We start from the raw sequence: 26,964 nt of genomic DNA, 5'->3' as shown, positions 1-26,964 counted from the left end.
GAAGATGCCAATGTTCACAATGGATGACCTGAACCAAATGGATACACAAACACTGACAGACACACTTGGCTCTATTTTTGAACACTCTTCATGGATTGCGGAGAGATCCGCAGCACTACGGCCGTTTTCGTCCCTTTCTGATCTTCACCGCAAAATGACTGGCATTGTAAAAGCCGCGGATCGCGAGACACAGCTTGATTTAATCAAAAAGCATCCCCGGCTCGGAACAAAGAAAACAATGAGCGGTGACTCGGTACGAGAGCAGCAGAACGCGGGGCTCAGCAAATTAGAACAGCAGGAATACGAGGAGTTTCTCATGCTGAATGAACACTATTATGATCGCTTCGGCTTTCCTTTTATTTTAGCGGTGAAGGGAAAGACGAAACAGGACATTCACCAAGCCCTGCTGGCAAGGCTTGAGAGCGAACGAGAAACGGAGTTCCAGCAGGCCCTTATAGAAATTTACCGAATCGCCCGCTTTCGTCTGGCTGACATCATCACTGAAAAAGGAGAGACGCAAATGAAAAGAACTATGTCTTATGGCAAAGGAAATGTATTTGCATACCGAACGTTTTTAAAACCGCTCACTGGAGTGAAGCAAATCCCAGAATCATCTTTTGCCGGGAGAAGCAATACCGTTGTCGGCGTTGATGTGACATGCGAAATTGGCGGAGAAGCCTTCCTGCCATCATTTACAGACGGAGACAATACTCTCGTCGTGGCAACGGATTCAATGAAAAACTTTATCCAGCGCCATCTCGCATCCTATGAAGGAACGACAACCGAGGGGTTCCTACACTATGTAGCTCACCGATTTTTAGATACCTATTCTCATATGGACAAGATCACTCTGACTGGCGAAGACATTCCGTTTGAAGCAATGCCTGCATACGAGGAGAAAGAGCTTAGCACAAGCCGCCTCGTCTTCAGAAGATCGCGTAATGAACGAAGCCGCTCTGTGCTGAAAGCAGAACGAAGCGGGAATACCATAACGATTACAGAGCAATACAGCGAAATCATGGATCTTCAGCTCGTCAAGGTGAGCGGCAACTCCTTCGTCGGCTTCATCCGGGACGAATATACGACTCTCCCGGAAGACGGCAACCGCCCGCTGTTTGTCTATTTAAACATCAGCTGGCAATATGAAAATACCAATGACGCATACGCTTTTGATCCATCCCGCTACGTCGCGGCTGAACAAGTCCGCGACTTAGCGAGCACCGTTTTTCACGAGCTCGAAACCCCTTCAATCCAAAACCTAATCTATCATATCGGCTGCAGAATATTAGCGAGGTTCCCGCAGCTCACTGATGTCAGCTTCCAATCTCAAAATCACACGTGGGATACGGTTGTCGAAGAAATCCCGGGCTCAAAAGGAAAAGTCTACACCGAACCGCGCCCGCCATACGGTTTCCAACATTTTACCGTGACAAGAGAAGACGCCGAGAAAGAAAAACAGAAAACTGCTGAAAAATGTCGGAGCCTGAAAGCCTGATGGGAAAACTGACAACCCATATTTTAGATTTAACCTGCGGCAAACCAGCGGCGAACGTAAAAATTGAATTGAAGCGGCTGGGCGAAAGTATTATGAAAGAGGTTTACACTAACAATGACGGCAGAGCCAATGTCCCTCTGCTGGCTGGTGAAGAGCTGGTTTCCGGAGAGTATGTGATGGAATTTCATGCAGGAGACTATTTTGCGAATAAAAACGTGAATACGGTCGACGAGCCGTTTTTAACCATAGTCACCGTCCGTTTTCAGCTAGCAGATCCAGATGCACATTATCATATCCCGCTCTTGCTGTCGCCGTTTGGTTATCAGGTGTATAGGGGGAGTTAAGAAGGAAGCCCGCCGGTGAGGCGGGCTTCTATTTGCACTTCAATAAACTTTTGATCCTAGGACAGTACTTGCAGTGATCCCACGCTTAGTGAAACAACAGCTTGAATAAACATGCACCAATATTTTTCAGGATAATTGCCTACGAGAAAAATATCCTGTAGCCCTTTCATTTATAAATCGGGGTTTCAAACTAATAAGTCAGCTCTTAGAAGCCGAGCTCCCTTTTCCAATCCAATAAACAGACCGCGTTTTTTCTCGAAAAATTACTCTGAAAACAATTGCTGCGGTTTTAATAGTTTTGATAATGCGTTCTCTCTTACACCTTTAGACAAAATATTCATTTTTTCTTTTTTAGACTTAAATCTATGTCGAAAATGATCGTTTGGCATATCTTATACTATCTCCACTAAAGGAGGTGACATTATGGGATTCTACAATTCTGGTGGATACAGTGGAAACTCTGGTTACTCAAACGGTTTCGGGAGCTCCTTCGCTTTGATCGTGGTGCTATTCATTTTGTTGATCATTGTTGGAGCAGCTATCTTTAATTATTAAGTTTAACTTTCCTTGCCTCCGCCGTATCCAACACCTCCCTGTCCGACAGACGCCATAAGAAGTTTTTATGGCGTCTTTGCTATGGATTCACTAATCATTTTCTAATCCAGAAGCTGTCAAGTTCTACGAGATTTATCGTGATGTTTTCCCACAACGCTTCTGCGTCTTGATCGCGCTGTCTGACTCAGTCTAAAAAAGTCCGGCTTTTAAAAGCCGGACTCCCGTCTCCCTCCGTTCAACTCTCTTCTAATCCTGCAAGCTGACCGCATAATCCCGCCATACCCGGTACACCGGCACAAATTCCCCGCCAGCCCTTCTTCTATATCTTCGTCAGAAGGTTGAGGGGTTTCCCGAAACAGCGCTTTAAGCGCAATTATCATTCCTGGGGTACAGTAGCCGCATTGGAAGCCTCCTTCTTCCAAAAAAGCGGTTTGGCAGATATCCAGTTCCTCTTGTTGTACGCCCTCGATTGTTGTAATGGAGTGGCCGTCCACTTGATAAGCCATGGTCATACACGCATTGGCCAGTTTTCCGTCGATTAAAATAGAGCAGGCTCCGCAGCGGCCGATTCCGCAGGACACCTTTGTCCCGGTCAGCTGAAATTCCTTTCTAAGCAGGTCACTCAGATGTGTCGTAGGAACGGCAGCAACCTCCCACTCCTGCCCATTCACGGTCATCCGGAACTGTTCCTTTTTTACAGGAAATGGCCCGGCCTCTTTTACGTCCATTGCTTCAGCCCCTTTCTGTCGATCGCTTCAAGCAGCTCTTCTCTTGAAATTGGCAGCTTGTTTATCCAGCATCCGACCGCATCATGTACTGCCTTTACAATCGCCGGAGTGATGGCGATTGTTCCGATTTCGCCAACACCGCGCGGTCCATATACGTCTCCCTTCATTAAGTCTTCTATTGCAATCAGCTTCATGTCAGGAACATCTTTGATTCCGGGAATCAAATAGTGATCGAGATTTTCCGCAGCATAACGGCCATCCGTCATTTTCGCTTCCTCCATCAGTGTGTAGCCGAGTGCCATGGCAGCGCCGCCTTCAATTTGACCTCGATATCCCTGCGGACTGACAACCGGACCTGCCGCAATAGCGTGCTCACAATCTATCAATTTGACATCGCCTGTTAACAGATCTACCTCCACCTCAACGGCAGCCGCTCCAAATGAGTAGAGGAAATGGCCGCCCACCACAGGATCAGGCGTTGTTGGAAAGTCAAATGCCGTTTCCTCTGCCAAAGGGCCTTTTTCAGCCAGCTCCTTATACGTCACCACGAGCGCCTTTGTGTTTTTGTCACGCAAGCCTGCAGCGCCGGGAATAAGGTTTTCCGCTGAACAGCCGCTCCATTCTGCCGCCCGTTTTTTCAACTGAGCTAGAAACGGCTTCTTCAAAAGCTGGATCGCGTGCCACACCATGCTTGTGCCACGGGATGCTGTGGAGGAGCCTGACTTCGGCACTTTTGCGGTATCCCCAATAACAATGGAAATATCCTCTGCGGCACAACCTAACTCCTCCATGACAATCTGTTCAATCGCTGCTAGAATCCCCTGTCCGCATTCTTCAAATCCAAACGATGCTGTGATTTTGCCTTCACTCGAAAGGGACAAACGGCCTCCTGCCGCATCCATTCGGCCATACCCCAGTCCGCCGCCGTGCATTGTAATTGCCGCTCCCGTGCCTCTTTGCAGATACCCGCAGTTCCGGCTGGTTCTTGTAAGAATGGGAGATTTAGATATGGCATTCAACACCTGTGCCGCTCCGTCAGTTGGTGCAATTCGATGCTCAAGCGGCCCCAAGTCATGCGGTTTTCTGATATTTTTTCTTCTCAGCTCGAGCGGGTCGATGCCGAGCATGCCGCTGAGACGATCGAGATGGGTTTCGAGTGCAAATGTGATTTGGTTGCCGCCAAAACCCCGAAATTCCCCCGCCACCCCGTTGTTCGTAAATACTGATATTCCTTCAGTCCGGATATTCGGAATACGGTACGGCCCCGCGGCATGCTCGACAGAAAAATCAAGAACAGCCGGTCCGAGCGTAGCATATGCGCCTGTGTCCGCCACAATTTTCACGTCATGCGCCAATAGATTTCCCGAATGATCCGCACCCGTTTTTATCGTAATCTTCATCGGATGGCGCTTAATGCCAGAACGTACAGATTCCTTTCGTGTCTGATGGATTTTGACAGGACGTCCGCTTTTCAGTGACAAAAGCGCGGCATACGGCTGAATATTCAGCTCATCCTTTCCTCCGAACGAGCCGCCCATCGGACTTGACACAATCCTGATCTTCTCTTCAGGAATGTCAAAAATACGGGCAAGCTGGAAACGGTCTTTATAGCCGTGCTGGGTTCCTGCATACATCGTAAAACCCCCGTCGTCTTCCGGAACGGCTACGCCTCCCTCCGTTTCCATATACGTATGCATCTGCCGCGGCAGCTCATAGGTTTCTTCAAGGACTGTGTCAGATGCTTGAAACCCTTCTTCCACATCGCCGTTTGAAAAAAATGCGCGGTGCAGGATATTCCCGTCCTCATGCAGTCTTTGCGCATTCGGCCGAATCGCTTTTTCTGGGGAATCCATGACTTCCAGCTCTTTATACTCAACTCGAATCAGCTCCAGCGCCGCTTCCGCGATTTCTTCCGTTTCCGCAGCAACTGCGGCGATCGCATCCCCGACATACCGCACCCTGTCCTCACATAAAACCGGCTGATCAGGGATGACAATGCCAAATCGGTTTAAGCCGGGAACGTCTTTATGTGTGACGACGGCCTGCACGCCTTCCATTTTCTCAGCTTTTATGGTGCAAACCGACACAATCTCTGCATGAGGATAAGCACTTCTCAGCACCTTGCCATACAGCATTCCCGGAAAGCTGAGATCGGTCATATATTTCAATTCCCCTGTGACCTTATCCCTTCCATCCGGCCTGACTCTTGACGGTTTATTGATGATCATTTATTCCCCTCCCTCAGCCATCAGCTCTGCCATGATGACGTTGGCAGCGGCTTTTTTTCTGTATGCCGCTGACATAAAAGCATCTGAGGAAAACGGCAGCTCATGGATAAGTGTTTTGTACAGCTCATGCGAGTCCCACCCTGGTGCCATCCATTTCGCTTCGCTGTCCAATAATCTCCTAGGAGTGATATCGGCATGGCCAGCGGCGAGGCGAATGCCGCCGTCTTTCAAAAAACGTCCAGCTGCAACAGCAGCCGCTCCTGTAAAAGCCTGGCGCCTACCAAGCTTGTGATAAAATACACGCTCTCCCTCCGCCCGCGGGATGATGACACGCGTGACGATAGCCGTTCTAAAGTCTTCCTCACTGAGCCAAGCGCCAAGCGGCAGCCTGATGAGCTCCTTTTGATATACGATAAGCTCAGCACCAAGCACAAGCAGAAGCGGAATGAAATCACCGATTTTACTCGCTATGTTGCCGCCAATCGTGGCACGGCTGCGAATCCCCGGTGCAGCGACAGCGGAAGCAGCGTCACTGAAACAGCCAAGCGCTCTCTTGATCAAAGGCTTCTTTCTGCATTCATTCAGTGATGTGAGCGCCCCGATCGACACGTGGGTGTCACTGGCGCTGATCCCTCGCATCTCGTCAATCCCTTCAAGGCTGACAAGGTGCTGTTTCGGCAGAGTTCCTTTGTCCCACTGAAGCTGAAGCAGCGTGCTTCCCGATGCGGCACACACATCCGGAGCAAGCTTCTCTAAAAGCGAATAGGCCTCATCAAGCGCTGTCGGCCTCCATAATTGAATATTCATCCTTGCTTTTGTCACTTGGCCGTTCAAGCCATCGCCCTCCTTACCATGTCATATTCCTCGGGTGTATCAATATCGTCCAACTCACCGCTATCCTTTGCCTCCAAAACCACTCCTGCTCCAAGCTGTCCGCTTTTCAGGAGCCTGCGAGCCCCTTCATCTCCCGTTAACCCCTTTACATAAGGAAAACAAGCCGACGAGAAGTAGATTGGCGGGGTCAACGCCCCTAAAAACGATGACACGGCAAATGACTCAGGAGCCAGAGCCACAAGGGCATTGAGATGATCGACGGAAAGCTGAGGCTGGTCGGCTAACAAAATGACAACGCCGTCCGCCCCCATGCTTTCTGCTTTTCTCACCCCGCTGCTGACTGAATGCCCCTGACCCTTTTCTGCATCTTGGCAAACGTGCAGGCTCCAGCGTTTTTGAAAAGGCGGAGCGTGATACGGCGCTCCTATCCACTCAAGGGAGGCATGTTCTGTCCGCTCGACGACCAGCACGTGATCAAGGCGGGACGACAGAGCAGTTTTCAAAGAAAGTGAGCCTATGTTTTCTCCTTTTAGCGGCAAAGCCAGCTTGTTTTGGCCCATTCTTCTGCTTTTGCCGGCAGCGAGAAACACGCCGATCAGATAGGGGCTTCTCATACAACCGCTATCCGTTTTCTTGTTTGAATGATTTCTGCAACTACACTTACCGCAATTTCCTCTGGACCTTCCGCACCGATTTTCAGCCCGACCGGACTGTAAAAGTGAGACGGAGGATGTTTTCCGTTCAGCAGCCGTTTCGTGCGGTTTGCCGAACCCAACAGTCCAATATAATGGAGGTTTTGAGAAAATAAGAAGTTGATGATCGTTTGATCGTGCTGATAATGATGGGTTGCTACAACAGCTACATCATTCGGAAAAAATTGAAATTCGCTAAGCATTTGTTCCGGAAAAGCGGTGATCAGCTGATCCGCTTTTGGAAAAAGAGAGGATGTACAATAAGCGGGCCGCCAATCCGTCACGATAACAGAAAACCCTGTGTCAGCCGCCAAATTGGCCAGCGGTACAGTATCCGGTCCCGCCCCAAACAGAATGAGACGCGGCTTCGGTTCAATTCGCTGAATAAACATGTTAGTGGTTTGATCGAAATGCGGTAAATGAAGCGTTGAAACAGTACGTTGAATATCTTGCAGAGGCGCGTCCGGCCAGTTGCCAAAATGCCCGTTCTCCGTCAGAAATAAATAATGGGAGGATCCAATCTTTGTAACGGAAGTGACAGCTTTGCCTGAATGAAGGCAATCCCTCACTTTCTCATAGTGTCGCCTTTTTTCCTGAGTGATTCGCTCCGCATGAACATGAATCATGCCATTGCACCCGGCTCCCATGCCCCAAGAAAGATCGTCCTCCGACCGCATGTCGTAGGGAATCAGCGTTGGTGTGAGCTGATCGCCCAGCGCACTGATTCTTTGGAATACATCTTCTTCCACACACCCGCCGCTCAGCAAGCCAATCCGTCTGCCATTTTTCTTAAAGAGCATAGAGGCGCCTGCTTTTCGATACGCGGAGCCTTCAACTTGAACAATTGTCGCCATTACAGCCTCCTCCTGGTCTTCCAGGAGCGCATCTAACATCGTGTGAAAATTCCCCAATGCCGCATCCTCCTCTCGAAAATTGCCGTGAGAAACAACTAGTTCAGCGTGATTTTATAGGTAACTTGTATAAAGAATAGACGATGGAAGAAAAAATGACTCATGATTTGTCAGAAAATGAAACACATAGAAAGAGGATTTGTAAAAAGAGTCAAACGAAGAAAATTAGATTGGAGAAAACACGAAATCATATCTAAAAAGCTTGCGGAGTTCCGCAAGCTTTTCTTTACACCGCTGCCTGGCGGCCAGCGTTTTCATACACATTCAGCGCTGCTTGGAGCGCTTTTCCTGCTTCGATTCCTGCGTTATGTCTGAGAAGCACAGCCTCTAACCCGGCAAGCACGAATAGCACGTTTTCTTTTCTGCAGCTGTACCCCATCGTGCCGATTCTCCAGATCTTCCCTGCGAGCGGGCCGAATGAGCTGGCGATTTCAATACCGAATTGTGCCAGCAGCATGTCACGGACAGAATCGCCGTCAATGCCGCCGGGAATTTCGACACAGGTGACAACAGGCATTTTGCAGCTGTCATCTCCAAACAATCTTAGCCCCATTGCCTTTATCCCTGCTGCTAATGCGGCTTCATGGTGCCGATGCCGCTCGAAACGCGCCTCAAGACCTTCTTCAAGCACCAGTCTGACTCCCTCACGTAAGGCGTACAGCATCGTCGTCGCTTCTGTATGATGATTGAGCCGTCTTTCGCTCCAATAATCCTCAAGCTGGCTCAAATCAAAGTAGTTGCTTGTGATCGGCCGATTTCCCGAAAGCGCTTCACTGTCAGCTTGTGTCGCAATCCCGCGTTCTACCTTTTTGCGAGCTGCAATCACGTCCGCCACCCGCTCATTATATGTAATCGGCGCCATTCCTGAGGGCACAGACAAACACTTTTGCGTTCCGCCGATGGCAGCGTCAATCTTCCATTCATCGACTTTAACCTCGCAGCCCCCAATCGTTGCGACTGCATCGACGATAAACAATGCATCCTCGGTGCGGCAGGCTTCGCCGATGGCTTTCAGCGGGTGAATCCGTCCTGTCGATGTTTCTCCATGCACCATTGCCACAATTTTCGGCTTCACTTTTTTTATCTCCCGTATGATGTCCTCCGGGTCAAAAACCGTTCCCCATTCGCACTCAAGCATATGAACATTTGCCCCATATCGCTCGGCGATTTCAGTCAGCAAATAACCGAAACGGCCGTAAATGGGAATGAGCACATCATCTTCCGGCTCTATCACACTAGCCAGCACTGCTTCAATTCCCGCCCGTGAAGTGCCGTCAATCGGGTATGCCCAGCGGTTTTTTGTTTGGAACAGCTCCCGAAGCATCTCCATCGTTTCATTCATAATACCTGTAAACGCCGGATCAAATTGGCCGACAACCGGGGTGCTCATTACTCTTAATACACGCGGATCAACCTCAACAGGCCCTGGCGTCATAATCGTTCTTAACGGGGTGCATAATTCTCTTCTGCCTGACACAGCCATTCCTCCTTTATCAGTAAGCCAGTTTGTATAATAAATCAGTCAGTGCGCGGACGCCGATCTCAAGCTGTCTGGCTGACGTATATTCCTTCGGTGAGTGGCTGACGCCGCCTCGGCTCGGCACAAACAGCATACAAGCAGGATAGCGCCTTCCGATCATTTGCGCGTCATGCCCTGCTCCGCTCACCATTTCCTCACAGCTGAAGCCGTTTTCTAATGCTGTTTCAAAAGCCGCAGCCTTCAGCCTTTCGTCCATCGGCACAGGCTCTATCCGCATATATTCATCAATCACGGCGCGAATTCCTTTTTGTAGGCAAATGCCGTTGATCAAAGCAACCATGTCTTGATGAAACTGCTCCAGCACATGCTGATGCTGATGGCGAATATCGATTGAAAACTGGACGCGGCCCGGTATGACATTGGCTACATTGGGCTCTGCCGTTATTTTTCCGCATGTCAGACGGAGCTCATCCGGCAGCTCCTCCGACCGCAGCAACAGCTCATGAATGATACGGCTGCTGGCTGCGAGCGGGTCCTTGCGCCATTTCATGGAGGTGGTTCCCGCATGATTGCATTCCCCCTCCAGCGTGACGAGATAGCGCCTCTGCCCCGCAATGCTTGTCACAATCCCGAGGTCCCGTCCTGACATTTCCAATGTCTGTCCCTGTTCAATATGGAGCTCAACAAAAGCGCTGATATCTGTCCGATATGCTGCCTGAAACACACCTTTGCCAAAACCGTTCTCTTGCATCGCATGTTGCAGCGAGACTCCTGATTCGTCTCTTGGCTCTGCTCCATCCTGTAATGAAAAAACACCCGTTAAATTCCCTGATCCCCAATAGGTCATTGGAAAACGGCTGCCCTCCTCCTCACATAAAGATACCGCTTCGAGTGTTTTTTTCGGCGCTCCATATGTCTCTTTGAGCCGCTTTATCGCAAGCATCGCCGCCAGAACACCATAGGCGCCGTCGTATTTTCCCCCATTGATGACAGTATCGATATGTGAACCGGTTACAATGACTTCATCCGGAGACTGGGTGCCCGAAAGCCTTCCAAACACATTGCCGACATCGTCGAATCTTGTTTCAAGCCCGAAAGCAGACATTTCCGTTTTCACAGCAAGCTGTGCGTCCATCCACTCTTTTGTGTATAAAAGCCTCGTTACGCCGCCATCCGCAGACGCACCGTATTGGGCGAGCCATTCAATATAATCTGTGATGCTGTTTTTTACTGAAAGCTTCTGCTTTTCCATGTACTCCCCCCTCTGGCCGCTATGGTGACTTCATTATAGAAGGAGGAACATGATAGTTCATTGACAGATTAACCAAAAAAACGTTTATTTTTTAGCCGCAGTATCCATCCAGCAACCAGATACACCCTACATGTCACAACTATTTTGATGTAAAGGTCAAAAGAAAACACGGTAAGGAAGAGAGCCAGCAAGAGCGAAAGAGAGGGTCAAAATGCCTTTCATATGAACAAGCTAAGCTGGAGAGGCGATGTTCGCGGAACGGATGAAAACAGAAATGCCGGCAGCTCGCAAAAACAGGACCTAAAGATATGGGAACAGGAGATTTCCGCCTCCTCCAAAGGGACTAATTTACAATTTTAATGAAAAATATACAAAATGACACTTCTATCCTTTATTTCAATTTTAGAATAATAGACATGATCTGATAAAAGGAGGGCAAGTGATGACAAAAAAAGCATGGTTTCTGCCGCTCGTCTGTGTATTACTGATTTCCGGATGGCTTGCGCCTGCAGCTTCAGCAAGCGCGCAAACCGCATTAAGCCTTAATGACCGATTGGCGTCTTCCCCTTCTGGAACAGGAAGCCTTCTCTCATTAGCCGCCCCCGCTGCACCCTATGCTGACACAGATACCTATTATGAAGGGGCTGAAGGTAAAACAGGAGACTCGCTAAAAAGCACCCTGCACCGCATTATCAGCGGACACACGATGCTGTCCTACAGCGAAGTGTGGAACGCGCTGAAAGAAACGGATGAAGATCCGAGAAATCCGAATAACGTCATCCTGCTCTATACGAATGAATCGCGGTCCAAAAACCTGAACGGCGGCAATGTCGGCGATTGGAACCGCGAGCATGTCTGGGCGAAATCCCATGGCGATTTTGGCACGAGCAAGGGACCTGGTACTGATATTCATCATTTGCGCCCGGCTGATGTTCAAGTTAACAGCGCCAGAGGAAATATGGATTTTGACAATGGCGGCACTGAATATGCGAAGGCACCCGGAAATTATTATGACGGCGATTCATGGGAGCCCCGCGATGATGTGAAAGGCGATGTTGCCCGCATGCTGTTTTACATGGCTGTCCGTTACGAGGGTGATGACGGCTATCCTGATCTTGAGCTTAATGATAAGACAGGCAACGGCTCAGCTCCTTATCATGGCAAACAATCTGTCCTGCTCGAATGGAATAAGCAGGATCCGGTTGACGACCGCGAGCGGAAAAGAAATGAAATCATTTATGAAAAATATCAGCACAACCGCAATCCATTTATCGACCACCCTGAATGGGCGGATGAGATTTGGCCGTAAGAAAAAGGTGCTCCTTTTTAGGAGCACCTCAGATTCTTGCCAAAACCCTTGAAGACTAGGAAGGACGAGCATAGGAGCGGAGCGAATGTTCTAATTCGTGAGCACCGAAGCGCAGTCCTGACAACGAATGCGAGGGTTTGTCGACACGCTGAGGTGCCCTTTTTAGGAGCACCTTTTTCTAATACACAGCCTCTTCCGTTTCCACATCGAAAAAGACGACGTGGTCCATTTTCACTGAGAGCTGGATTGAATCGCCTGCATCGATTCGCGTGTTTCCGTCCAGGCGGACCTTGAGTCGCTCGTCCCCAGCCATGACATGCACTATGAGCTCCGAGCCCAGATTTTCATTCACTTCCACGTTCGCTTGAAACACTGAATCAAACAACTGGTCATTTCCTGTCATTTGTGTGATGTGCTCCGGCCGTACACCGGCAATCATCTGTTCTCCGGCATATCCCTTTTCCTTCAGCCGCTTTGCTTTTTCTTCAGGAATATGAAGCCGGATCGAAGAATTTGTAAAAAAAAGCTCGCCATGCTGCTGTTCTATGATGCCTTTCAAAAAGTTCATTCCGGGAGAGCCAATGAAGCCTGCGACAAACAAATTGGCCGGGTAACGATAAATGTCATGAGGTTTCGCCACTTGCTGAATTTCCCCTTCATTCATGACGACAATCCGATCTCCCATTGTCATTGCTTCGGTCTGGTCATGCGTGACATAAATGATCGTTGCCTCTAATCGCTGGTGCAGCTTGCTGATTTCTGTCCGCATCGTCACTCTTAGTTTTGCATCCAGATTAGAAAGCGGCTCGTCCATTAAAAAGACCTTCGGCTCCCTCACAATCGACCTGCCAAGCGCCACCCTTTGCCGCTGCCCGCCGGAGAGCGCCTTCGGTTTTCTCTTCAGCAAATGTTCAATTTCTAAAATTCTGGCTGCCGCATGAACCCGCTCGGCAATTTCCTGTTTCGCCATCTTTCTGAGCTTTAATCCAAACGCCATATTATCAAAAACCGTCATATGCGGATAAAGCGCATAGTTCTGGAATACCATCGCAATATCACGTTCTTTCGGCGGAAGATCATTGACCCGCTCCCCATCAATAAGAAGATTTCCTTCAGAAATGCTTTCTAATCCAGCCACCATCCGCAGCGTTGTTGATTTTCCGCATCCTGACGGCCCCACCAGCACCAAAAGCTCCTTATCCTTTACATCTAAATCAAAGTCCTTCACGGTTAATTGTGAGTGATATGATTTTTTGACGTGTTCAAATGTTAATGAAGCCATCAGAAAAGTCCCCCTATCTTTTGACCCGTTATTTCGTCACTGGAAACAACTTGGTCTTTCTGTTATTTTTAGAGTAATCGATTCCCATTTTTGCTATATTTCTAAAATAAAAAATGTAAATTTGTATTATAACGTCATAATACATTATAATATAAATAATAGGTTAAAAGGAGGCTACCCTTTGTTAAACAACGGAAGTTCTACACCTTTATACATTCAGCTAAAACAAATCATCACTGATGACATCAAAAAGGGCGTGTATTCCCCAACCGCCAAGCTGCCTACCGAAAACGAGCTTTGCACCAAGTATAACGTCAGCCGCATCACCGTCAGGAAAGCCATTCTCGATTTAGTCGAAGAAGGCTATCTGATCAGGCAGCAGGGAAAGGGAACGTTCGTTAAAAGCCCTAAATTAAAACGAGAGCTGATCGCTGTAAACGGCTACTCGGAATTTATGGAATCAACCGGCAAAAAACCGAAGCATCATGTGCTGTCCCATGACATCATTCCAGCGTCAAAACCCATCGCAGAAAAGCTTCAAATCCATCCCGAGAGCCCTGTCGTTGAATTAAAACGGATTTTATATAATGATGATCAGCCTCTCACCTTTGAAGTGACGCATTATCCGCTTGATTTGTTTCCCGGCATTGATACCTTTATTGCTGACGGCGTCTCCATGCATGATATTTTGAAACAGCAATACAAAGTTGTACCCACGCACAATACTAAGCTATTAAACGTTGTATATGCCCAACAGGAGGAAAGCAAATACCTGGATTGTGATATCGGGGATGCGCTGTTTGAAATTGATAAAACGGCTTTTACATCAAACGACCAGCCAATCTATTGCTCATTGTTTTTGATGCACACAAACCGTGTCACTTTTACCATCAACAGCCCCTACACATAACAGGCATAAAAAACGAGACACTGCTTATAGTATTCTCGTTTTTTCACTGCTTCCCCCGTCCTCCAAGCGATAAGGATAGCCATAGCCGAAAGCTCCGTACACACCGCATGTTTTCGCAGCCGTTTCGGCGGCCTGGCGCAAAGCGTACGTTATATCCTGCTTCACGCAAAAGGCAGTCAAAAAGCCTGCTATAAAAGAATCTCCCGCTCCAAGTGTATCTATTATATCAGCTTCCACAATCGGCTGATGATAGACTCGATCACCCGCAGACAGGATTGCTCCTTGGCCCCCTCGGGTCATACAAACCATTTTGGCTCCGTACCCATGAGCTGTTTTGGCAAGCTCACCGCATTCCGACTCACTCAAATCGCTTCCTGAAAAAAACGCATACGTCACATAAGGACAGACCCTCCTCAAATAATCATCCTCCCGATTGGTTGAAAAATCAAATGAGACCGGGACAAGCCCGCACAGCTGCGGAAGATCGTTCTCAAGCCTGCTGTACACGCTCGTATGCAGCAGATCATGCCCGCTGATAAAAGATACATCTTTCTCCTGGAACGCGAGCCGAAGCCGGGACTGAATGCCGCCTTTATTTGACCTGACAAAAATGCGGTCCCCCTGTTCATCAAGGGTGACAATCGCCATCCCGTTTTCTCCATGCGCCTGGCGGATATAATCTGCATTGACCTGCTCCAGCTTGAGAACGTTCAACAGATGCGCCGCGGCTTCGTCATTGCCGACGATTCCGATATAGGAAGACTCATGCCCGAGCCGCTTGGCAAGCACAGCAACGTTTAAGGCATTTCCTCCCGGGTAAAATGTTTCTTGATCCTGGTAGTAATCTACAACATTATCTCCAACCGCAATCAACTTCATAGCGCATCCTCCTTTATCCTTTTACACTGCCGCTTGCAATCCCGCGGACAAAATATTTCTGCATCAATAAAAATAGAATAATAATCGGCGCGGCTGAAATCGTTAACCCCGCCAGCAGGACGCCCCAGTCTGTCTGCAGCGCGTCTCTGAACTGCATCAGCCCGGCTGGAATGGTCCGCAAATTCTCATCATCTATGAAAATAATCGCAAACATAAACTCATTCCATGTATGGTAAGCCGTCAAAATGCCGGATGTCACCAAAATCGGCACGCTCATCGGTAAGAAAATTCTGAAAAATACTCCAAAACTTGTACACCCATCCAAATAGGCCGCCTCCTCCAATTCTTTGGAAATAGAAAGAAAATAAGAGCGGATCAAAATGATGGTGAATGGGATCCGATAAGCCGCATACGGCAGGATTAACGCCCAATACGTATTGTACAGGCCAAGCGACTGAATAATAGAATAAAGCGGCATAAGACTGACCTGCGGCGTCAGCATCAATCCGCCAAGACATAGAAGAATCCTTTTCCTTTAAACTCAAACCGGGAAAGGCCATACGCTGCCCATGCACTGATAAAGACAGTGATCACACACGTCAGCGCCGTAACGATGACACTGTTCATAAAATAAGAAGAAATCCCCTGGTTCCAGGCGGAAACAAAATTTTCCGGATGCCACGAAGACGGCAGCGACCAGCTGTGCTCAAAAATATCGTCAGAGTTTTTAAAGGCGCTCATCACCATCCAGAGAAGCGGATAGGCAATCGCAATCAGATAAAGAAACAGAAAAACCCACACAGACGTTTCTCCGATATACCATTTTCGTCTAGGCTTTCTTTTCACCTCAATGTGCTGGTCAGGCACAGGCTCCAATCTGAACGAATCTGTCTTCTTCTGAGGCAGCATCAGTTACTCCTCCTTTCCGGTTTTAAAGAACTTCATTTGCATGAGCGATAATGCAAGCGTAATGATTAACACGACAGTGGCAATCGCTGAGGCGTAGCCCATCATATCCTCTGTAAAGGCGCTTTTATATAAAAACGTGCTCAAGACTTCTGACGCGTTTCCCGGCCCGCCGCCTGTCAAAATGTACGGCTCATTAAAGACCGTAAAGGCCCCGGTCAGCGTCATGACCACCGCAACAAAAGACATCTCTTTCGTCTGGGGAACAGTAATATGAAAAAACTGCTGAATTTTACCCGCGCCGTCAAGCCGGGCCGCTTCATACAGTTCATCCGGTATTTTTTGAATCGACACGATGTACAACATCGCAATATAACCGACAGATTGCCACTGGGACACAAAAATGACAGAAAGCATAGCTGTGCTGTCATCCCCGAGCCAGGCCCTCGTCAGCTGATCAAGACCGATGGCCTGAAGCAGCTGATTCAACAGCCCTGTCTCCGGATTGTAAATAAAATCAAACAAAAGCGCGATCACAGTCATTGAGATGACAACCGGCAAAAAGAAAACGGTACGAAAAAACGGCGACCATTTTCTGACCAGCTTATCCTCAAGCACCGCCGCCAAAATCAAACCGCCAAATACCTGGCATACAATTGAGATCACTGCATAAAGCACATTATTGGTAAGTGCCTGATAGAAGACAGGATCATGAAATAATTCAACATAGTTTTTTAAGCCGATAAACGTTTTTTCCGGAGAAAATGAGCTCCACTGAAACAGGCTGAGGAATACATTCTCAAAAATCGGGATATAAACGAAAAGTAAAAAAACGAGAGCGGGCACCAAAAACAAATAGGGGATTATTTTATTCTGATTGACCAAGGGTATCTCATCTCCTTTATAAAAAGAAAAGGTGCGAAGCTTCACCTTTTCTTTGATTTATTCAGCTGACGCCCTCACCTGCTTTGCTGCCTTTTGAACGGCTTTCATCACCTGCTGCGGTGTCATGTCGCCGCCAAGCATTTGCTGGACGCCTGTTAGGTACGCATCTGCGACTTCAACATCGACATCCATATCAAACCATGGAACCATTGATTTGGCATCAACAATATGCTGAACGGCTTCACGCTGAATGGCTGTTGCATTTTCTTCAGTAGCCGTACCTTGCACTGCACTGTATTTCCCGACATCTTTCACGAGCTTTTCGCCCATTCTTTTCGACGTCAAGAACTGCAAAAATTCCATCGCTTCCTTCGGATGTTTTGTTCTTGAGGAGATCATGAATCCTTCCGGCGCTCCCGTTAACGCTTCTGAAGATCCTTTCTGCCCGCTGATTTCAGGAAATGGGAACATCCCGAGATTAACCGGTTCAACCAGCTTGATTTCCGCTGTTTCCGCATATATCATCGCCGACTTTCCGCTCTTAAATTGCTGTCTCACATATTCGTGGTCGACGGAGTTTACATGTTTATTAAAGTAAGGCATCAGCTCTTGAAGCTTTTCAAGTGCTTTTACGTAGCCTTCATCAGTAAATTCACCCGTTTTGGCGTTATAGTCCTTTTCCCGTGTTTTTTCATCGACCATCCGCTGATTAAGCGTGCCGATATAGTGCGAGATTGTCCAAGTCGCCTTTGTTCCAAAGCTGATCGGTGTGTAGCCATGTTCTTTCAGCTTTTTTGACACATCGATTAATTCATCCCACGTCTTCGGGGGATCAAGATTCAGCTTTTGGAAAATGTCTTTATTATAGAAGAATGATTTAGCGTCCATTTGCCACGGTACGCCATATTGCTTGTTTTCATAAGTAAATGGTGTAATTTGCGATTGAACGAGCTGTGATGACCAATCGGTGTCATTTTTGTAGTAGGACGAGAGATCAAGTGCTTTATTGCCTCTGATAAATTTAAAAGCAAACTCATCGCTCCAAGAGAAGTAAATGTCAGGAGGGCTGGTGGTTCCCAGCATGACCTTAATTTTATCTTTATAGGAGTCATTTAAAACGGCTTCAATTTGAATATCGATATCTGGGTGTTCTTTTTCAAATTCCTTAACAACCTCTTCAAAATAACTTTTTTCCGGCTCCTTCGGCCATCTGTGGAAAAATTTCAATGTCACCTTTCCGTCCGCTGAACTGCTTTGGCTCGAACAGCCTGCAATGGTGAACATACTGACAGCTGCAATGATCAAGAACAACAACATTTTCTTCAAAGGGTTGGCCTCCTCTGGACATTAGACTATAATGTTATATAACATTATAGTCTAATGCATAATGGTTCCTCATTTTCAGATCAATACTCAACTTTCCACATGTATCTTCTATGGGATAAAGGATGATTTCTCGCCTCTGCCAGCTCGTCTGCATAGCTTCTCAGCACACGATTGAGAACGAGCGGAGAAAGATAGCCTTTAACTGAATCGTCAATTGCAGTGAAGTCGTAAGATGCAGCATCAAGCACAGTGAGCTTTTTGCCATACTTTTTCGAGAAGGTAAGCGCCCGCTCTTCAAGAGGTCTTGTTTCATCTAAACCGAGCAGGATGATAAACGGCACGGATTCATCAATAATTTCAAACGGTCCGTGAAAATATTCTCCGGCATGAATGGCGTGGGAATGAATCCATTGCATTTCCATGAGAATGCAGATGCTGTAGGAGTAAGCGACACCGTAGTTTGCACCGCTTGCCATGGTATAAATAATACTTTCTTTTTCATGGGCTTTTGCAAATTGCTTGGCGTTGTCAGCTTCCTGCTTAAGGGCTTTTTCATATACAGCCTGCAATTGGTCTAAGCCTTCAATTGCCTGCTCAAATTTCGTATTGTTTTCTAATACTTGCAGGGTGCCAAAAACGATTTGATACAAAACGCCATAGTTTGTATTGATCGCAAGCGCCTCATCACCCCAATCGTACTGGGCAACATATTGCGCTTCCTGCGCTAAAGGAGACTCCGGTTTAAACGTCATCGCAATCGTAAGTGCACCCTTTCCCCTTGCAAACGCAGCAGCTTTGACTGTCTCCGGGGTATTTCCCGAATGCGAGCACAAAATAACAAGAGACTTTTCACCAAGCTGAACAGGGTTGCGCTGAATAAATTCGTTGGCGCTGTAGAGGTCGGAGTTTATTGATTTTGACTCTCTGTCAAACACATACTTACTCGGATACATAATGGCAGAAGACCCTCCGCATGCGACAAAGAATACATGATCAATGGTTTTCCCTTTCAAATCCTGCAAGAAAGCTTGAACCTCACGATTTACTTTTGCTGTGGCCTGACTCAAATCCTTCACTCCCCGTTTTTATTATATAACGTTATATAACATTATATATTGTTATATTAAAGTCCGCGGGTAGGATTGTCAATATTATTTTCTGAAATTTCTCAATAATTTATTCGAATGACAGACAAAGGGTCTATATGCGAAAAAATGCCCAAATCAAAAGCCAGAACTTGACTTAAGCTCTGGCTTCGCTGTTCAATCCGCAGACTGACGTCTTATTTAAAAAATACCTTGTCTATATTGTACTTCGAGTGCTGTGTATTGATGATATATGTTTCATAAATCTCTCTTTCCATTGGATCATCAACTACACATACCTCAATTTTATAAACTTCATCTCTGTGATGTTTGATCGGTGAAACAGTGTCTTCGAAATGCTTCTTAATTCTCTGTCTTAACTTTCTGGCTTTACCGACAAACAGCAGCTCGTCATGAATGTTGTAAAACATAAAAATGCCGCCTTTGTCCCTTGGGATCTGGTGAAAGTCAATGAATCCGTGAATCGGTTTTATCTTCGGCTCGTTATCATTAGCTGACTGCTGTCGTTCAGTGATGGTGACATTCGGTGCGGGTATATCAATTTTTATCAAAATCAGTTCACGTCCTCTTTTTCATTAAAGATAAATGCTAACACATACAGAAAAGAAAAGCCAGAACAGCTTTATACTATTTGTTTGTTAAGCCTTTATTTATTATGCAAGTGCTCCGGCTGGATGATAAGGACTAAGGTCTAATTCTGTCTGCTTTCCGAGAACTAGCTTTGCGAGCTCTGCACCCAAGAACGGCCCCATCGTCAGTCCAGAAGCACCCAAACCGTTTGCAGCATATAGGCCTTGAACATTCGGCACGGCCCCAACGACCGGCAGAAAACCCGGTGTAAACGGCCTGAAGCCCACTCTTGTTTCAACTGCAGCCGCATCAGCAAGACCCGGTGCAACGGCTAACGCTTTGCTTAATACTTCGTGCTGGCCTCCGGCTGTCACACGAAGATCATCAAGGCCTGCATCGTTTTCGTGTGTGGCGCCGGCTACAATTCTGCCGTTATCAAACGAAAGAATGTACTGATCACTCGGCGGCATGACAACCGGCCACGATCCTGTATCTGCATCTGTCATTTCAAAATGCATAATCTGCGCTTTTTGAAATGACACTTGAAAATGAATGCCAAGAGGCTTCAATATCTCATTGGCCCATGCTCCCGCCGTCACAATGACCGCGTCAGCCGCAAACTGCTTTGCATCTGTTTGCACGCCGGTGACTGTTCCGTTTTCAAAAAGCAAGGACGCATTTCCTTTGATGACCGTTGCGCCGCGTTTCTCTGCAGCGCTTAAAAGCGACCGGCACAGCGCTCTTCCGTTCACACGGGCGGCACCGCTGATATGAACCGATTCATAGCCGTCAGCTAAAATCGGAAACAGCTTTTTCGTTTCACTTGCAGACAAGCGGGTAATGTCGCCGATTTCCGGCGCATCCTCCCGTCTCTTATACGCCCTTTCCTCCATTTTATCGAGTTTAGACGCGTCAGTATGAATGCTGATGGCACCGACACGTTTGTATCCTGTATCCGATTCACCGTCTTTTTCCAATTGATGGATTAAATCCTTATAGTACTGCGCTCCCCCCTTAGCAAGCTGGTACCAATCCTGATTACGGCGTTGCGAGAGCCATGGACAGACGATCCCCGCCGCCGCATCAGTCGCTTGTCCCGGCTCTTTCCGATCAATGACAGTAACGCGAGCGCCTGATTTTGCGAGATGATAAGCCGTCGACGCGCCCAGAATCCCTGCGCCGACGATGATGTACGATTTCATATGCAAACACCTTTTCTATTATAATGTCTATTCATTTTACCAAATAGTATGCTTTCCTTCGACCTTTTTCCCTAATGTGGAAAAACCGCGAAGTTCGTCCAATCTCTTTACTCTTCTATCGAATATCCTGTCACTATCAATAGAGAAAGGATGATACCATGAGCGAAAATCGTCATGAAAATGAAGAAAACAGACGCGATGCGGCAGTCGCAAAAGTCCAAAACAGCGGTAATGCAAAAGTCGTGGTCAGCGTGAATACAGATCAGGATCAGGCACAGGCGCAGTCACAAGACGGAGAAGACTAATGAACGAAAACATCATTCCTCTCAACAGACATACTCAAGAGATACCCACTACTGAATCTGTTATCAAAAACAGCGGCAACTCAGAGGTCCATATCGACATTCACATTGATACAATGCCAATTGCTTTTGCTATATTATGCTCTGCATTAGCCGCAAAGCAGATGACAAAAGAGGAATTCGATATGGCTTATACTCAATTGCGAGAGATGAACAGAGAAAATAACAGCAGATCATCTGTAAAGCAAATTATCAATCAGGAGACAGAAGAAGAGTAAAAAACCGCGGCCCCTCGGCCAGCGGTTTTTCTTCTGCATACAAAAAGGACGCGACTGAATCGGTTACTTCTGTACAATTTGAATAAGGTTACCGCATGTATCGTCGAAGACAGCTATTGTGACTTCGCCCATTTTTGTCGGTTCCATCGAAAACGTCACGCCTTTTTCCTTTAATCGGTTGTACTCTTTTTGAATATCTGCAACGCCAAACATTGTGGCCGGGAAGCCTTCGGAGAATATCTTCTTTTGATACTCCTTGGCGGCAGGATGTTCATTCGGTTCGAGTAAAAGCTCGGTTCCGTCTTGATCATCTGGAGAAACAAGCGTTATCCACCTGAATTTCCCCATGGGGACATCCTCCTTTTTTACAAACCCCAGTTTTTCTGTATAGAACTTCAGTGCCTTGTCTTGATCTTGCACGAATATACTAGTCACAATGATTTTCATATTGTTGTTGCCTCCTTTGATATTTATGGTGCATGGTACTGTGCAAACAATCCGGCTTCAAGCAAAACAAACCAACATTTGTCAGAAACTCAGTGCTGGTTTTATAAAATTACTCTATCCATCCTTTCAGCAAATTTTTAAGCGGTTCGTTGTTGAATATAAGTACTCGATATTTTCCCTTTCGTTTTGATGTTACGAGTCCTGCATCCTCCAGTACAGAAAGGTGTTTAGCTATCGCCTGTCGCGTAATAGAAAGGTCGTACTTTGTAATAAGACGTATCGTAAGTTCATACAACGTCAGCTCGTTGCGTTCAGATAATTCGTCTAATATAAGCCGCCGAGTCGAATCGCCGAGTGCTTTGAATATAGCGTCTTTGTTCTCATTCATATATTGAGTATAAGCAACTCATTAGTTGCATGTCAAGTATAAGCAACTGTATGGTTGCGTGATATAGGAACTGAACCTATCCGGCGCAGGTCTGAAATGTTCTAATCGATAAGGAATTAAAACCATCAAAATAACAGTGGATATGTCTCTGAAAAATAAAAGAAGACGAACTTCAAAAGTTCGTCTTCTACAATCAAATTCGGCACGCCGGCCATTTTAAAATTGATAACTATCTCTAAACCCCTTGATAAACAAAGGAGTTTTCATCATTAACCTATAGAACCTTCCATTTCGAACTTAATCAAACGGTTCATTTCAACTGCGTATTCCATTGGAAGCTCTTTTGTGAATGGCTCGATGAAGCCCATTACGATCATTTCAGTTGCTTCTTCTTCAGAAATACCGCGGCTCATCAAGTAGAAGAGCTGCTCTTCAGATACTTTAGACACTTTCGCTTCGTGCTCCAATGAAATGTTATCATTTAAGATTTCATTGTAAGGAATTGTGTCTGAAGTTGATTTGTTATCCATAATGAGCGTATCGCACTCGATGTTAGAGCGGGCGCCTTCCGCTTTGCGTCCGAAGTGGACGATTCCGCGGTACGTTACTTTTCCGCCCTGTTTTGAAATCGATTTTGATACGATTGTAGATGATGTGTTTGGTGCAAGGTGAATCATTTTCGCACCTGCATCCTGATGCTGGCCTTTACCCGCAAGAGCGATAGAAAGCGTCATACCGCGCGCGCCTTCGCCTTTTAGGATACAAGCCGGATATTTCATTGTCAGCTTAGAACCGATGTTGCCGTCGATCCATTCCATTGTTGCGTTTTCTTCACAGACTGTACGCTTTGTTACAAGGTTGTAAACGTTGTTCGCCCAGTTTTGGATCGTTGTATAACGGCAGTAGCCGCCTTTTTTCACGATGATCTCAACGACCGCACTGTGAAGTGAGTTTGTTGTGTAAACAGGCGCAGTACAGCCTTCAACATAATGAACGCTTGCTTCTTCGTCAACAATGATCAGTGTACGTTCGAACTGACCCATGTTCTCAGAGTTGATACGGAAGTAAGCTTGAAGCGGTGTTTCAACCTTCACGCCTTTAGGCACGTAGATGAAAGATCCGCCGGACCAAACAGCTGAGTTAAGCGCCGCAAACTTGTTATCAGTCGGCGGGATTACTTTTGCCCAGTGCTCACGGAAAATATCTTCATTCTCTTTCAGCGCGCTGTCAGTGTCTTTAAAGACGATGCCTTGCGCTTCAAGATCTTCTTTCATGTTGTGGTATACAACCTCAGATTCGTACTGAGCAGAAACACCCGCAAGGTATTTTTGTTCAGCTTCAGGAATACCGAGCTTGTCGAATGTTTGCTTAATTTCTTCAGGAACTTCATCCCAAGAACGCTCTGAACGCTCAGACGGTTTTACGTAGTACGTAATTTCGTCAAAGTTCAGTGAGTTTAAATCTCCGCCCCATTGAGGCATCGGCATATTGTAGAAATGCTCAAGTGATTTCAAGCGGAAGTCAAGCATCCATTGAGGCTCTTCTTTCATGCGAGAAATTTCTTCTACGATTTCTTTTGTCAATCCGCGCTCTGAACGGAAAATGGAAACGTCCTTGTCGTGAAAACCATACTTGTATTCACCAATATCAGGCATTTTTTTAGCCATCCATTTTCACTCCAATCCTTTTAATTGCCGCCTTCTTGTTTCGCGACTCCTTTTTCAAGTGCTTTCCAAGACAGGGTTGCACATTTGATACGGGCCGGGAATTTTGAAACGCCTTGAAGGGCTTCAATATCCCCGAGATCTATAGAATCATCATACTCTTTCCCTTGCATCATATCCGAGAAAATCTTAGACATGGAAAGGGCAGTTTCAATATCTTTCCCTTTAATGGCCTGAGTCATCATCGAAGCGGATGCCATTGAAATGGAACAGCCTTCCCCTTCAAACTTCGCATCTTCCACGATGTCTCCGTCAAGCTTCATTGTCAGTCTGATGCGGTCGCCGCATGTCGGATTGTTCATATCCACGACAATGCTGTCATTCAAAACCCCTTTATTTCGCGGGTTTTTGTAATGATCCATAATCACCTGTCTGTACAATGTATCTAAGTTTGCATTAAAAGACATTTGTAAAATACTCCTTTGTCTTTTGAAGAGCTTCCACAAGCTTATCAATCTCTTCCTCTGTATTATACAGATAAAAGCTTGCTCTTGCAGTAGCAGTTACATCCAGCCATTTCATCAGCGGCTGCGCACAATGGTGGCCGGCTCTGACTGCGATTCCCTCCGCATCAAGCACAGTCGCCACATCGTGCGGATGAACATCATCAAGGTTAAATGTGACAAGCCCGGCACGCTCTTCCGGCCCGTAAACCGTTACGCCGTCAAGCTGGCGGAAGCGTTCAAGCGCATAAGCTGCAAGCTTGTGCTCATGGCGGGAAATCTCATCAAGACCGATTGCTTCGAGAAAATCAATGGCGGCACCGAGACCGATTGCTCCTGCAATAATCGGCGTACCCGCTTCGAATTTCCACGGAAGCTCTTTCCAAGTTGATTCATAAAGCCCGACAAAGTCGATCATTTCACCGCCGAATTCGGCAGGCTCCATATTTTCCAGCAGGGCTTTCTTTCCGTACAGCACACCAACGCCAGTAGGTCCGCACATTTTATGGGAAGAAAGCGCAAAGAAGTCGCAATCGAGATCCTGCACGTCAATTTTCATGTGAGGCGTGCTTTGTGCACCGTCCACCACAATGACAGCCCCATTGTCATGAGCGATTTTCGCCATTTCTTTAATCGGGTTGACCGTGCCGAGAACATTAGATACATGAGACACCGCAACAATTTTTGTGTTGCTTGTGACCGTTTCTCTGACGTCTTCTAAAGAAATCGTTCCGTCTTCCTGCAGCGGAATATATTTTAATGTGGCGCCAGTTGCTTTTACAGCCTGCTGCCACGGAATGATATTCGCATGATGCTCCATGTAGGTGATGACCACTTCATCACCAGGTTTCAGGTTGGCGCGCGCATAGCTTAACGCCACCATATTCAGTGATGTGGTCGTGCCTTTTGTGAAAATAATCTCAGCCATTGACTTCGCGTTAATAAACTTGCGGACTTTTTCACGCGCTCCTTCATAACCATCTGTCGCTCTGGTTCCAAGTGTATGGACGCCCCGGTGAACATTGGAATTGTATTGGTTATAATACTTATCCAGTGTTTCAATGACAGCACGCGGCTTCTGGGAAGTCGCCGCGCTGTCGAGATAAACGAGATCATGTCCGTTCACTTGCTGATGAAGGATCGGGAACTGCTCACGAATATCTGTGATATTCATTACTTCACTTTCCTTTCGATAACAGAAACTAATTGTTTCTTAACGCCTTCAATCGGAAGTTCATTTACTACCGGTGCAAGGAATCCGTAAATGACTAAGCGTTCTGCTTCTTCTTTCGGAATCCCGCGGCTCATCAGGTAGTAAAGCTGAATAGGGTCCACACGGCCGACAGATGCCGCATGTCCTGCAGTTACATCGTCTTCGTCAATTAAAAGAATAGGGTTTGCGTCTCCGCGTGCTTTTTCGCTAAGCATCAGCACGCGTGATTCTTGCTCCGCATTCGCTTTAGAAGCGCCATGTTCGATTTTGCCGATTCCGTTAAAGATAGAAGAAGCGGAATCCTTCATCACACCGTGCTTCAAGATATAGCCTTCAGAAGCTTTACCGAAATGGATGATTTGTGTTGTGAAGTTTTCTGTTTGCTCTCCTCTTCCGACAACAACCGTTTTCGTATCACCGTATGTGCCGTCACCGTAAAGGTTTGTTGTATTTTCGGAAATCGTGTCGCCGTCGTTCATCAGGCCAAGAGCCCACTCGATTTTGCTGTCGCGTCCGCGCGCAGCACCGCGGCGGTTCACATAAGTTGTCACACCGCTTGACAGATTATCCACCGCACCGTATGTCACGCTGGCATTATCACCTGTGATGACCTCACTGATAATATTGAAGACAGCGTCTTTCGGGTTTACAGTGCTGATGTAGTTTTCTACATATGTGACAGAGCTGTGGTCTTCAGCCACAATCAGCACGTGGTTGAATAGAGCTGTATCATTGCTTTCGTGGACATAAACAGCCTGAACCGGCGTCTCCACCTGAACATTTTTCGGAACATAAAGGAATGCTCCTCCGTTAACAAGAGCCGCGTGAAGTGCAGTTAACTTATGTTCGTCAACCTTCACGCCGTCCTTCATAAAGTATTTCTCCACCAAGTCGCTGTGCTCGCGTGCAGCAGTCAGAATATCAGTGAAGATGACGCCTTTGTCTTTCAATTCTTGAGAAAGAGAAAGATATGCCGGCGTCTGGTCACGCTGTACGTATAATGTTTTATCTTCGTTTTCAACGTCGATCAGCGCTTTTACTTCATCAGTCAAATCTTCTAATGAAGAAAGCGGTTCGTTATCCACTGTATGCTTCGCGAAATTCGTGAAGTTCCAGTTTGTGATTTTTGTTTTGTCAGGTTTTGGCATCGGCAGATCCTCAGCTTGTTCAAGAGCCTGTAAGCGCAGGTTCTTCAGCCAGGCAGGTTCTTGGTGCTTTTCGGAAAAGCTTTTGAGATACTCCTGATCTACGGATAGTTTTGTACCTAGTGTCATA

General features: G+C 46.8%; 28 protein-coding genes and 1 pseudogene. 8 read left to right on the top strand and 21 right to left on the bottom strand.

Annotated features, from left to right (window positions below; all coding sequences use genetic code 11):
- The first annotated feature begins 10 nt into the window (after positions 1-10).
- From pucL to yuzJ, 3 genes are all read left to right on the top strand, one after another.
- The gene (pucL, locus tag PUN35_RS20125) at positions 11-1,495 is read left to right on the top strand and encodes a factor-independent urate hydroxylase (protein WP_014480762.1); all 1,485 of its coding nucleotides are present in this window, start codon (positions 11-13) and stop codon (positions 1,493-1,495) included.
- A complete protein-coding gene (gene uraH, locus PUN35_RS20120) occupies positions 1,495-1,839 on the top strand; it encodes a hydroxyisourate hydrolase (protein ID WP_014480763.1) in 345 nt (114 codons plus the stop codon). Before pucL ends, uraH begins: the two co-directional genes overlap by 1 nt.
- Before the next feature lie 423 nt (positions 1,840-2,262).
- The gene (gene yuzJ, locus PUN35_RS20115; RefSeq protein WP_009968115.1) at positions 2,263-2,394 is read left to right on the top strand and encodes a YhzE/YjcZ family sporulation protein YuzJ; all 132 of its coding nucleotides are present in this window, start codon (positions 2,263-2,265) and stop codon (positions 2,392-2,394) included.
- Between the two features lie 206 nt (positions 2,395-2,600).
- Here the strand turns inward: yuzJ and pucE are convergent, their stop codons facing one another.
- From pucE to allC, 7 genes are all read right to left on the bottom strand, one after another.
- Positions 2,601-3,122: a xanthine dehydrogenase subunit E gene (pucE, locus tag PUN35_RS20110; protein ID WP_014480766.1), complete on the bottom strand. Its 522-nt coding sequence runs from the start codon at positions 3,120-3,122 to the stop codon at positions 2,601-2,603.
- The gene (gene pucD / locus PUN35_RS20105; protein ID WP_014480767.1) at positions 3,113-5,350 is read right to left on the bottom strand and encodes a xanthine dehydrogenase subunit D; all 2,238 of its coding nucleotides are present in this window, start codon (positions 5,348-5,350) and stop codon (positions 3,113-3,115) included. The genes pucE and pucD overlap by 10 nt, the downstream gene beginning before the upstream one ends.
- Positions 5,351-6,184 carry a xanthine dehydrogenase subunit C gene (gene pucC / locus PUN35_RS20100; RefSeq protein WP_014480768.1) on the bottom strand — a complete coding sequence of 278 codons (834 nt, stop codon included), beginning with the start codon at positions 6,182-6,184 and terminating at the stop codon, positions 5,351-5,353.
- A complete protein-coding gene (gene pucB, locus PUN35_RS20095; RefSeq protein WP_014480769.1) occupies positions 6,181-6,798 on the bottom strand; it encodes a xanthine dehydrogenase accessory protein PucB in 618 nt (205 codons plus the stop codon). Before pucB ends, pucC begins: the two co-directional genes overlap by 4 nt.
- Positions 6,795-7,787, bottom strand: a complete 993-nt coding sequence (locus tag PUN35_RS20090) for an XdhC family protein (RefSeq protein WP_033882109.1) — start codon at positions 7,785-7,787, stop codon at positions 6,795-6,797. Before PUN35_RS20090 ends, pucB begins: the two co-directional genes overlap by 4 nt.
- Before the next feature lie 226 nt (positions 7,788-8,013).
- A complete protein-coding gene (gene pucG / locus PUN35_RS20085; protein ID WP_014480772.1) occupies positions 8,014-9,264 on the bottom strand; it encodes a (S)-ureidoglycine--glyoxylate transaminase in 1,251 nt (416 codons plus the stop codon).
- A gap of 16 nt (positions 9,265-9,280) precedes the next feature.
- Entirely contained in the window at positions 9,281-10,519 is a 1,239-nt protein-coding gene (allC, locus tag PUN35_RS20080) for an allantoate deiminase (RefSeq protein ID WP_014480773.1), read from the bottom strand.
- A 222-nt stretch (positions 10,520-10,741) separates the two neighbouring features.
- Here allC and PUN35_RS20075 point away from each other — a divergent pair, with 222 nt between their 5' ends.
- Together PUN35_RS20075 and PUN35_RS20070 are read left to right on the top strand one after the other, a co-directional pair.
- Positions 10,742-10,879, top strand: coding sequence for a hypothetical protein (locus PUN35_RS20075; RefSeq protein ID WP_014480774.1), 138 nt, complete (start codon positions 10,742-10,744; stop codon positions 10,877-10,879).
- Between the two features lie 82 nt (positions 10,880-10,961).
- Complete coding sequence (locus PUN35_RS20070) at positions 10,962-11,828, top strand: endonuclease I family protein (protein ID WP_014480775.1); 867 nt, start codon at positions 10,962-10,964, stop codon at positions 11,826-11,828.
- 178 nt (positions 11,829-12,006) lie between these two features.
- On the opposite strand, the gene PUN35_RS20065 is transcribed toward PUN35_RS20070, so the two are convergent.
- Positions 12,007-13,110: an ABC transporter ATP-binding protein gene (locus PUN35_RS20065; protein ID WP_014480776.1), complete on the bottom strand. Its 1,104-nt coding sequence runs from the start codon at positions 13,108-13,110 to the stop codon at positions 12,007-12,009.
- A 181-nt stretch (positions 13,111-13,291) separates the two neighbouring features.
- On the opposite strand from PUN35_RS20065, the gene frlR reads away from it, so the two are divergent.
- Complete coding sequence (gene frlR / locus PUN35_RS20060) at positions 13,292-14,020, top strand: transcriptional regulator FrlR (RefSeq protein WP_014480777.1); 729 nt, start codon at positions 13,292-13,294, stop codon at positions 14,018-14,020.
- 24 nt (positions 14,021-14,044) lie between these two features.
- On the opposite strand, the gene frlD is transcribed toward frlR, so the two are convergent.
- The 7 genes and pseudogenes from frlD to PUN35_RS20025 form a co-directional block, all read right to left on the bottom strand.
- On the bottom strand, positions 14,045-14,899 hold the full coding sequence (frlD, locus tag PUN35_RS20055; RefSeq protein WP_003228626.1) for a fructosamine kinase FrlD: 855 nt from the start codon (positions 14,897-14,899) through the stop codon (positions 14,045-14,047).
- 13 nt (positions 14,900-14,912) lie between these two features.
- Positions 14,913-15,808 (bottom strand): annotated as a pseudogene (locus PUN35_RS20050) (carbohydrate ABC transporter permease).
- Between the two features lie 3 nt (positions 15,809-15,811).
- On the bottom strand, positions 15,812-16,690 hold the full coding sequence (locus PUN35_RS20045) for a carbohydrate ABC transporter permease (RefSeq protein ID WP_014480780.1): 879 nt from the start codon (positions 16,688-16,690) through the stop codon (positions 15,812-15,814).
- A gap of 57 nt (positions 16,691-16,747) precedes the next feature.
- Entirely contained in the window at positions 16,748-18,016 is a 1,269-nt protein-coding gene (locus PUN35_RS20040) for an ABC transporter substrate-binding protein (RefSeq protein ID WP_014480781.1), read from the bottom strand.
- 80 nt (positions 18,017-18,096) lie between these two features.
- Positions 18,097-19,083 (bottom strand): fructosamine deglycase FrlB, encoded by a 987-nt coding sequence (frlB, locus tag PUN35_RS20035; protein ID WP_014480782.1) that lies wholly within the window; start codon positions 19,081-19,083, stop codon positions 18,097-18,099.
- A 215-nt stretch (positions 19,084-19,298) separates the two neighbouring features.
- The gene (locus PUN35_RS20030; RefSeq protein ID WP_003228617.1) at positions 19,299-19,673 is read right to left on the bottom strand and encodes a nucleotide excision repair endonuclease; all 375 of its coding nucleotides are present in this window, start codon (positions 19,671-19,673) and stop codon (positions 19,299-19,301) included.
- Positions 19,674-19,775: 102 nt separating this feature from the next.
- Positions 19,776-20,894, bottom strand: coding sequence for an NAD(P)/FAD-dependent oxidoreductase (locus PUN35_RS20025; RefSeq protein ID WP_014480783.1), 1,119 nt, complete (start codon positions 20,892-20,894; stop codon positions 19,776-19,778).
- 158 nt (positions 20,895-21,052) lie between these two features.
- On the opposite strand from PUN35_RS20025, the gene sspG reads away from it, so the two are divergent.
- Together sspG and PUN35_RS20015 are read left to right on the top strand one after the other, a co-directional pair.
- Positions 21,053-21,199, top strand: coding sequence for an acid-soluble spore protein SspG (gene sspG / locus PUN35_RS20020; protein ID WP_003228613.1), 147 nt, complete (start codon positions 21,053-21,055; stop codon positions 21,197-21,199).
- Complete coding sequence (locus tag PUN35_RS20015; RefSeq protein WP_003243521.1) at positions 21,199-21,474, top strand: hypothetical protein; 276 nt, start codon at positions 21,199-21,201, stop codon at positions 21,472-21,474. Before sspG ends, PUN35_RS20015 begins: the two co-directional genes overlap by 1 nt.
- A gap of 63 nt (positions 21,475-21,537) precedes the next feature.
- On the opposite strand, the gene glxB is transcribed toward PUN35_RS20015, so the two are convergent.
- From glxB to sufD, 6 genes are all read right to left on the bottom strand, one after another.
- Entirely contained in the window at positions 21,538-21,921 is a 384-nt protein-coding gene (glxB, locus tag PUN35_RS20010) for a methylglyoxalase (protein WP_014480784.1), read from the bottom strand.
- A 109-nt stretch (positions 21,922-22,030) separates the two neighbouring features.
- The gene (locus PUN35_RS20005) at positions 22,031-22,309 is read right to left on the bottom strand and encodes an ArsR/SmtB family transcription factor (RefSeq protein ID WP_033882108.1); all 279 of its coding nucleotides are present in this window, start codon (positions 22,307-22,309) and stop codon (positions 22,031-22,033) included.
- A gap of 269 nt (positions 22,310-22,578) precedes the next feature.
- Positions 22,579-23,976: a Fe-S cluster assembly protein SufB gene (sufB, locus tag PUN35_RS20000; RefSeq protein WP_003228608.1), complete on the bottom strand. Its 1,398-nt coding sequence runs from the start codon at positions 23,974-23,976 to the stop codon at positions 22,579-22,581.
- Between the two features lie 20 nt (positions 23,977-23,996).
- The gene (sufU, locus tag PUN35_RS19995) at positions 23,997-24,440 is read right to left on the bottom strand and encodes a Fe-S cluster assembly sulfur transfer protein SufU (RefSeq protein ID WP_014480785.1); all 444 of its coding nucleotides are present in this window, start codon (positions 24,438-24,440) and stop codon (positions 23,997-23,999) included.
- Positions 24,430-25,650: a cysteine desulfurase SufS gene (gene sufS, locus PUN35_RS19990; protein WP_014480786.1), complete on the bottom strand. Its 1,221-nt coding sequence runs from the start codon at positions 25,648-25,650 to the stop codon at positions 24,430-24,432. The genes sufU and sufS overlap by 11 nt, the downstream gene beginning before the upstream one ends.
- Entirely contained in the window at positions 25,650-26,963 is a 1,314-nt protein-coding gene (gene sufD / locus PUN35_RS19985; protein ID WP_014480787.1) for a Fe-S cluster assembly protein SufD, read from the bottom strand. The genes sufS and sufD overlap by 1 nt, the downstream gene beginning before the upstream one ends.
- Position 26,964: the final 1 nt, after the last annotated feature.

The organism is Bacillus sp. N3378-2at (assembly GCF_033412715.1).
GTDB lineage: Bacteria > Bacillota > Bacilli > Bacillales > Bacillaceae > Bacillus > Bacillus subtilis.
Note: the sequence above shows the minus strand (reverse complement) of the source record. Positions and strands in the feature narration are given on the sequence as shown.

Excerpts from the sequence above, each read along its gene's own strand:
- pucB (WP_014480769.1), bottom strand. The coding sequence starts at position 6,798 with ATGAGAAGCCCCTATCTGATCGGCGTGTTTCTCGCTGCCGGCAAAAGC.
- glxB (WP_014480784.1), bottom strand. The coding sequence starts at position 21,921 with ATGAAAATCATTGTGACTAGTATATTCGTGCAAGATCAAGACAAGGCA.
- sspG (WP_003228613.1), top strand. The coding sequence starts at position 21,053 with ATGAGCGAAAATCGTCATGAAAATGAAGAAAACAGACGCGATGCGGCA.
- yuzJ (WP_009968115.1), top strand. The coding sequence starts at position 2,263 with ATGGGATTCTACAATTCTGGTGGATACAGTGGAAACTCTGGTTACTCA.
- frlD (WP_003228626.1), bottom strand. The coding sequence starts at position 14,899 with ATGAAGTTGATTGCGGTTGGAGATAATGTTGTAGATTACTACCAGGAT.
- sufB (WP_003228608.1), bottom strand. The coding sequence starts at position 23,976 with ATGGCTAAAAAAATGCCTGATATTGGTGAATACAAGTATGGTTTTCAC.
- sufU (WP_014480785.1), bottom strand. The coding sequence starts at position 24,440 with ATGTCTTTTAATGCAAACTTAGATACATTGTACAGACAGGTGATTATG.
- PUN35_RS20015 (WP_003243521.1), top strand. The coding sequence starts at position 21,199 with ATGAACGAAAACATCATTCCTCTCAACAGACATACTCAAGAGATACCC.
- pucD (WP_014480767.1), bottom strand. The coding sequence starts at position 5,350 with ATGATCATCAATAAACCGTCAAGAGTCAGGCCGGATGGAAGGGATAAG.
- PUN35_RS20005 (WP_033882108.1), bottom strand. The coding sequence starts at position 22,309 with ATGAATGAGAACAAAGACGCTATATTCAAAGCACTCGGCGATTCGACT.
- sufD (WP_014480787.1), bottom strand. The coding sequence starts at position 26,963 with ATGACACTAGGTACAAAACTATCCGTAGATCAGGAGTATCTCAAAAGC.
- uraH (WP_014480763.1), top strand. The coding sequence starts at position 1,495 with ATGGGAAAACTGACAACCCATATTTTAGATTTAACCTGCGGCAAACCA.
- pucL (WP_014480762.1), top strand. The coding sequence starts at position 11 with ATGTTCACAATGGATGACCTGAACCAAATGGATACACAAACACTGACA.
- sufS (WP_014480786.1), bottom strand. The coding sequence starts at position 25,650 with ATGAATATCACAGATATTCGTGAGCAGTTCCCGATCCTTCATCAGCAA.
- pucE (WP_014480766.1), bottom strand. The coding sequence starts at position 3,122 with ATGGACGTAAAAGAGGCCGGGCCATTTCCTGTAAAAAAGGAACAGTTC.
- PUN35_RS20025 (WP_014480783.1), bottom strand. The coding sequence starts at position 20,894 with ATGAAATCGTACATCATCGTCGGCGCAGGGATTCTGGGCGCGTCGACG.
- allC (WP_014480773.1), bottom strand. The coding sequence starts at position 10,519 with ATGGAAAAGCAGAAGCTTTCAGTAAAAAACAGCATCACAGATTATATT.
- PUN35_RS20065 (WP_014480776.1), bottom strand. The coding sequence starts at position 13,110 with ATGGCTTCATTAACATTTGAACACGTCAAAAAATCATATCACTCACAA.
- PUN35_RS20070 (WP_014480775.1), top strand. The coding sequence starts at position 10,962 with ATGACAAAAAAAGCATGGTTTCTGCCGCTCGTCTGTGTATTACTGATT.
- PUN35_RS20075 (WP_014480774.1), top strand. The coding sequence starts at position 10,742 with ATGAACAAGCTAAGCTGGAGAGGCGATGTTCGCGGAACGGATGAAAAC.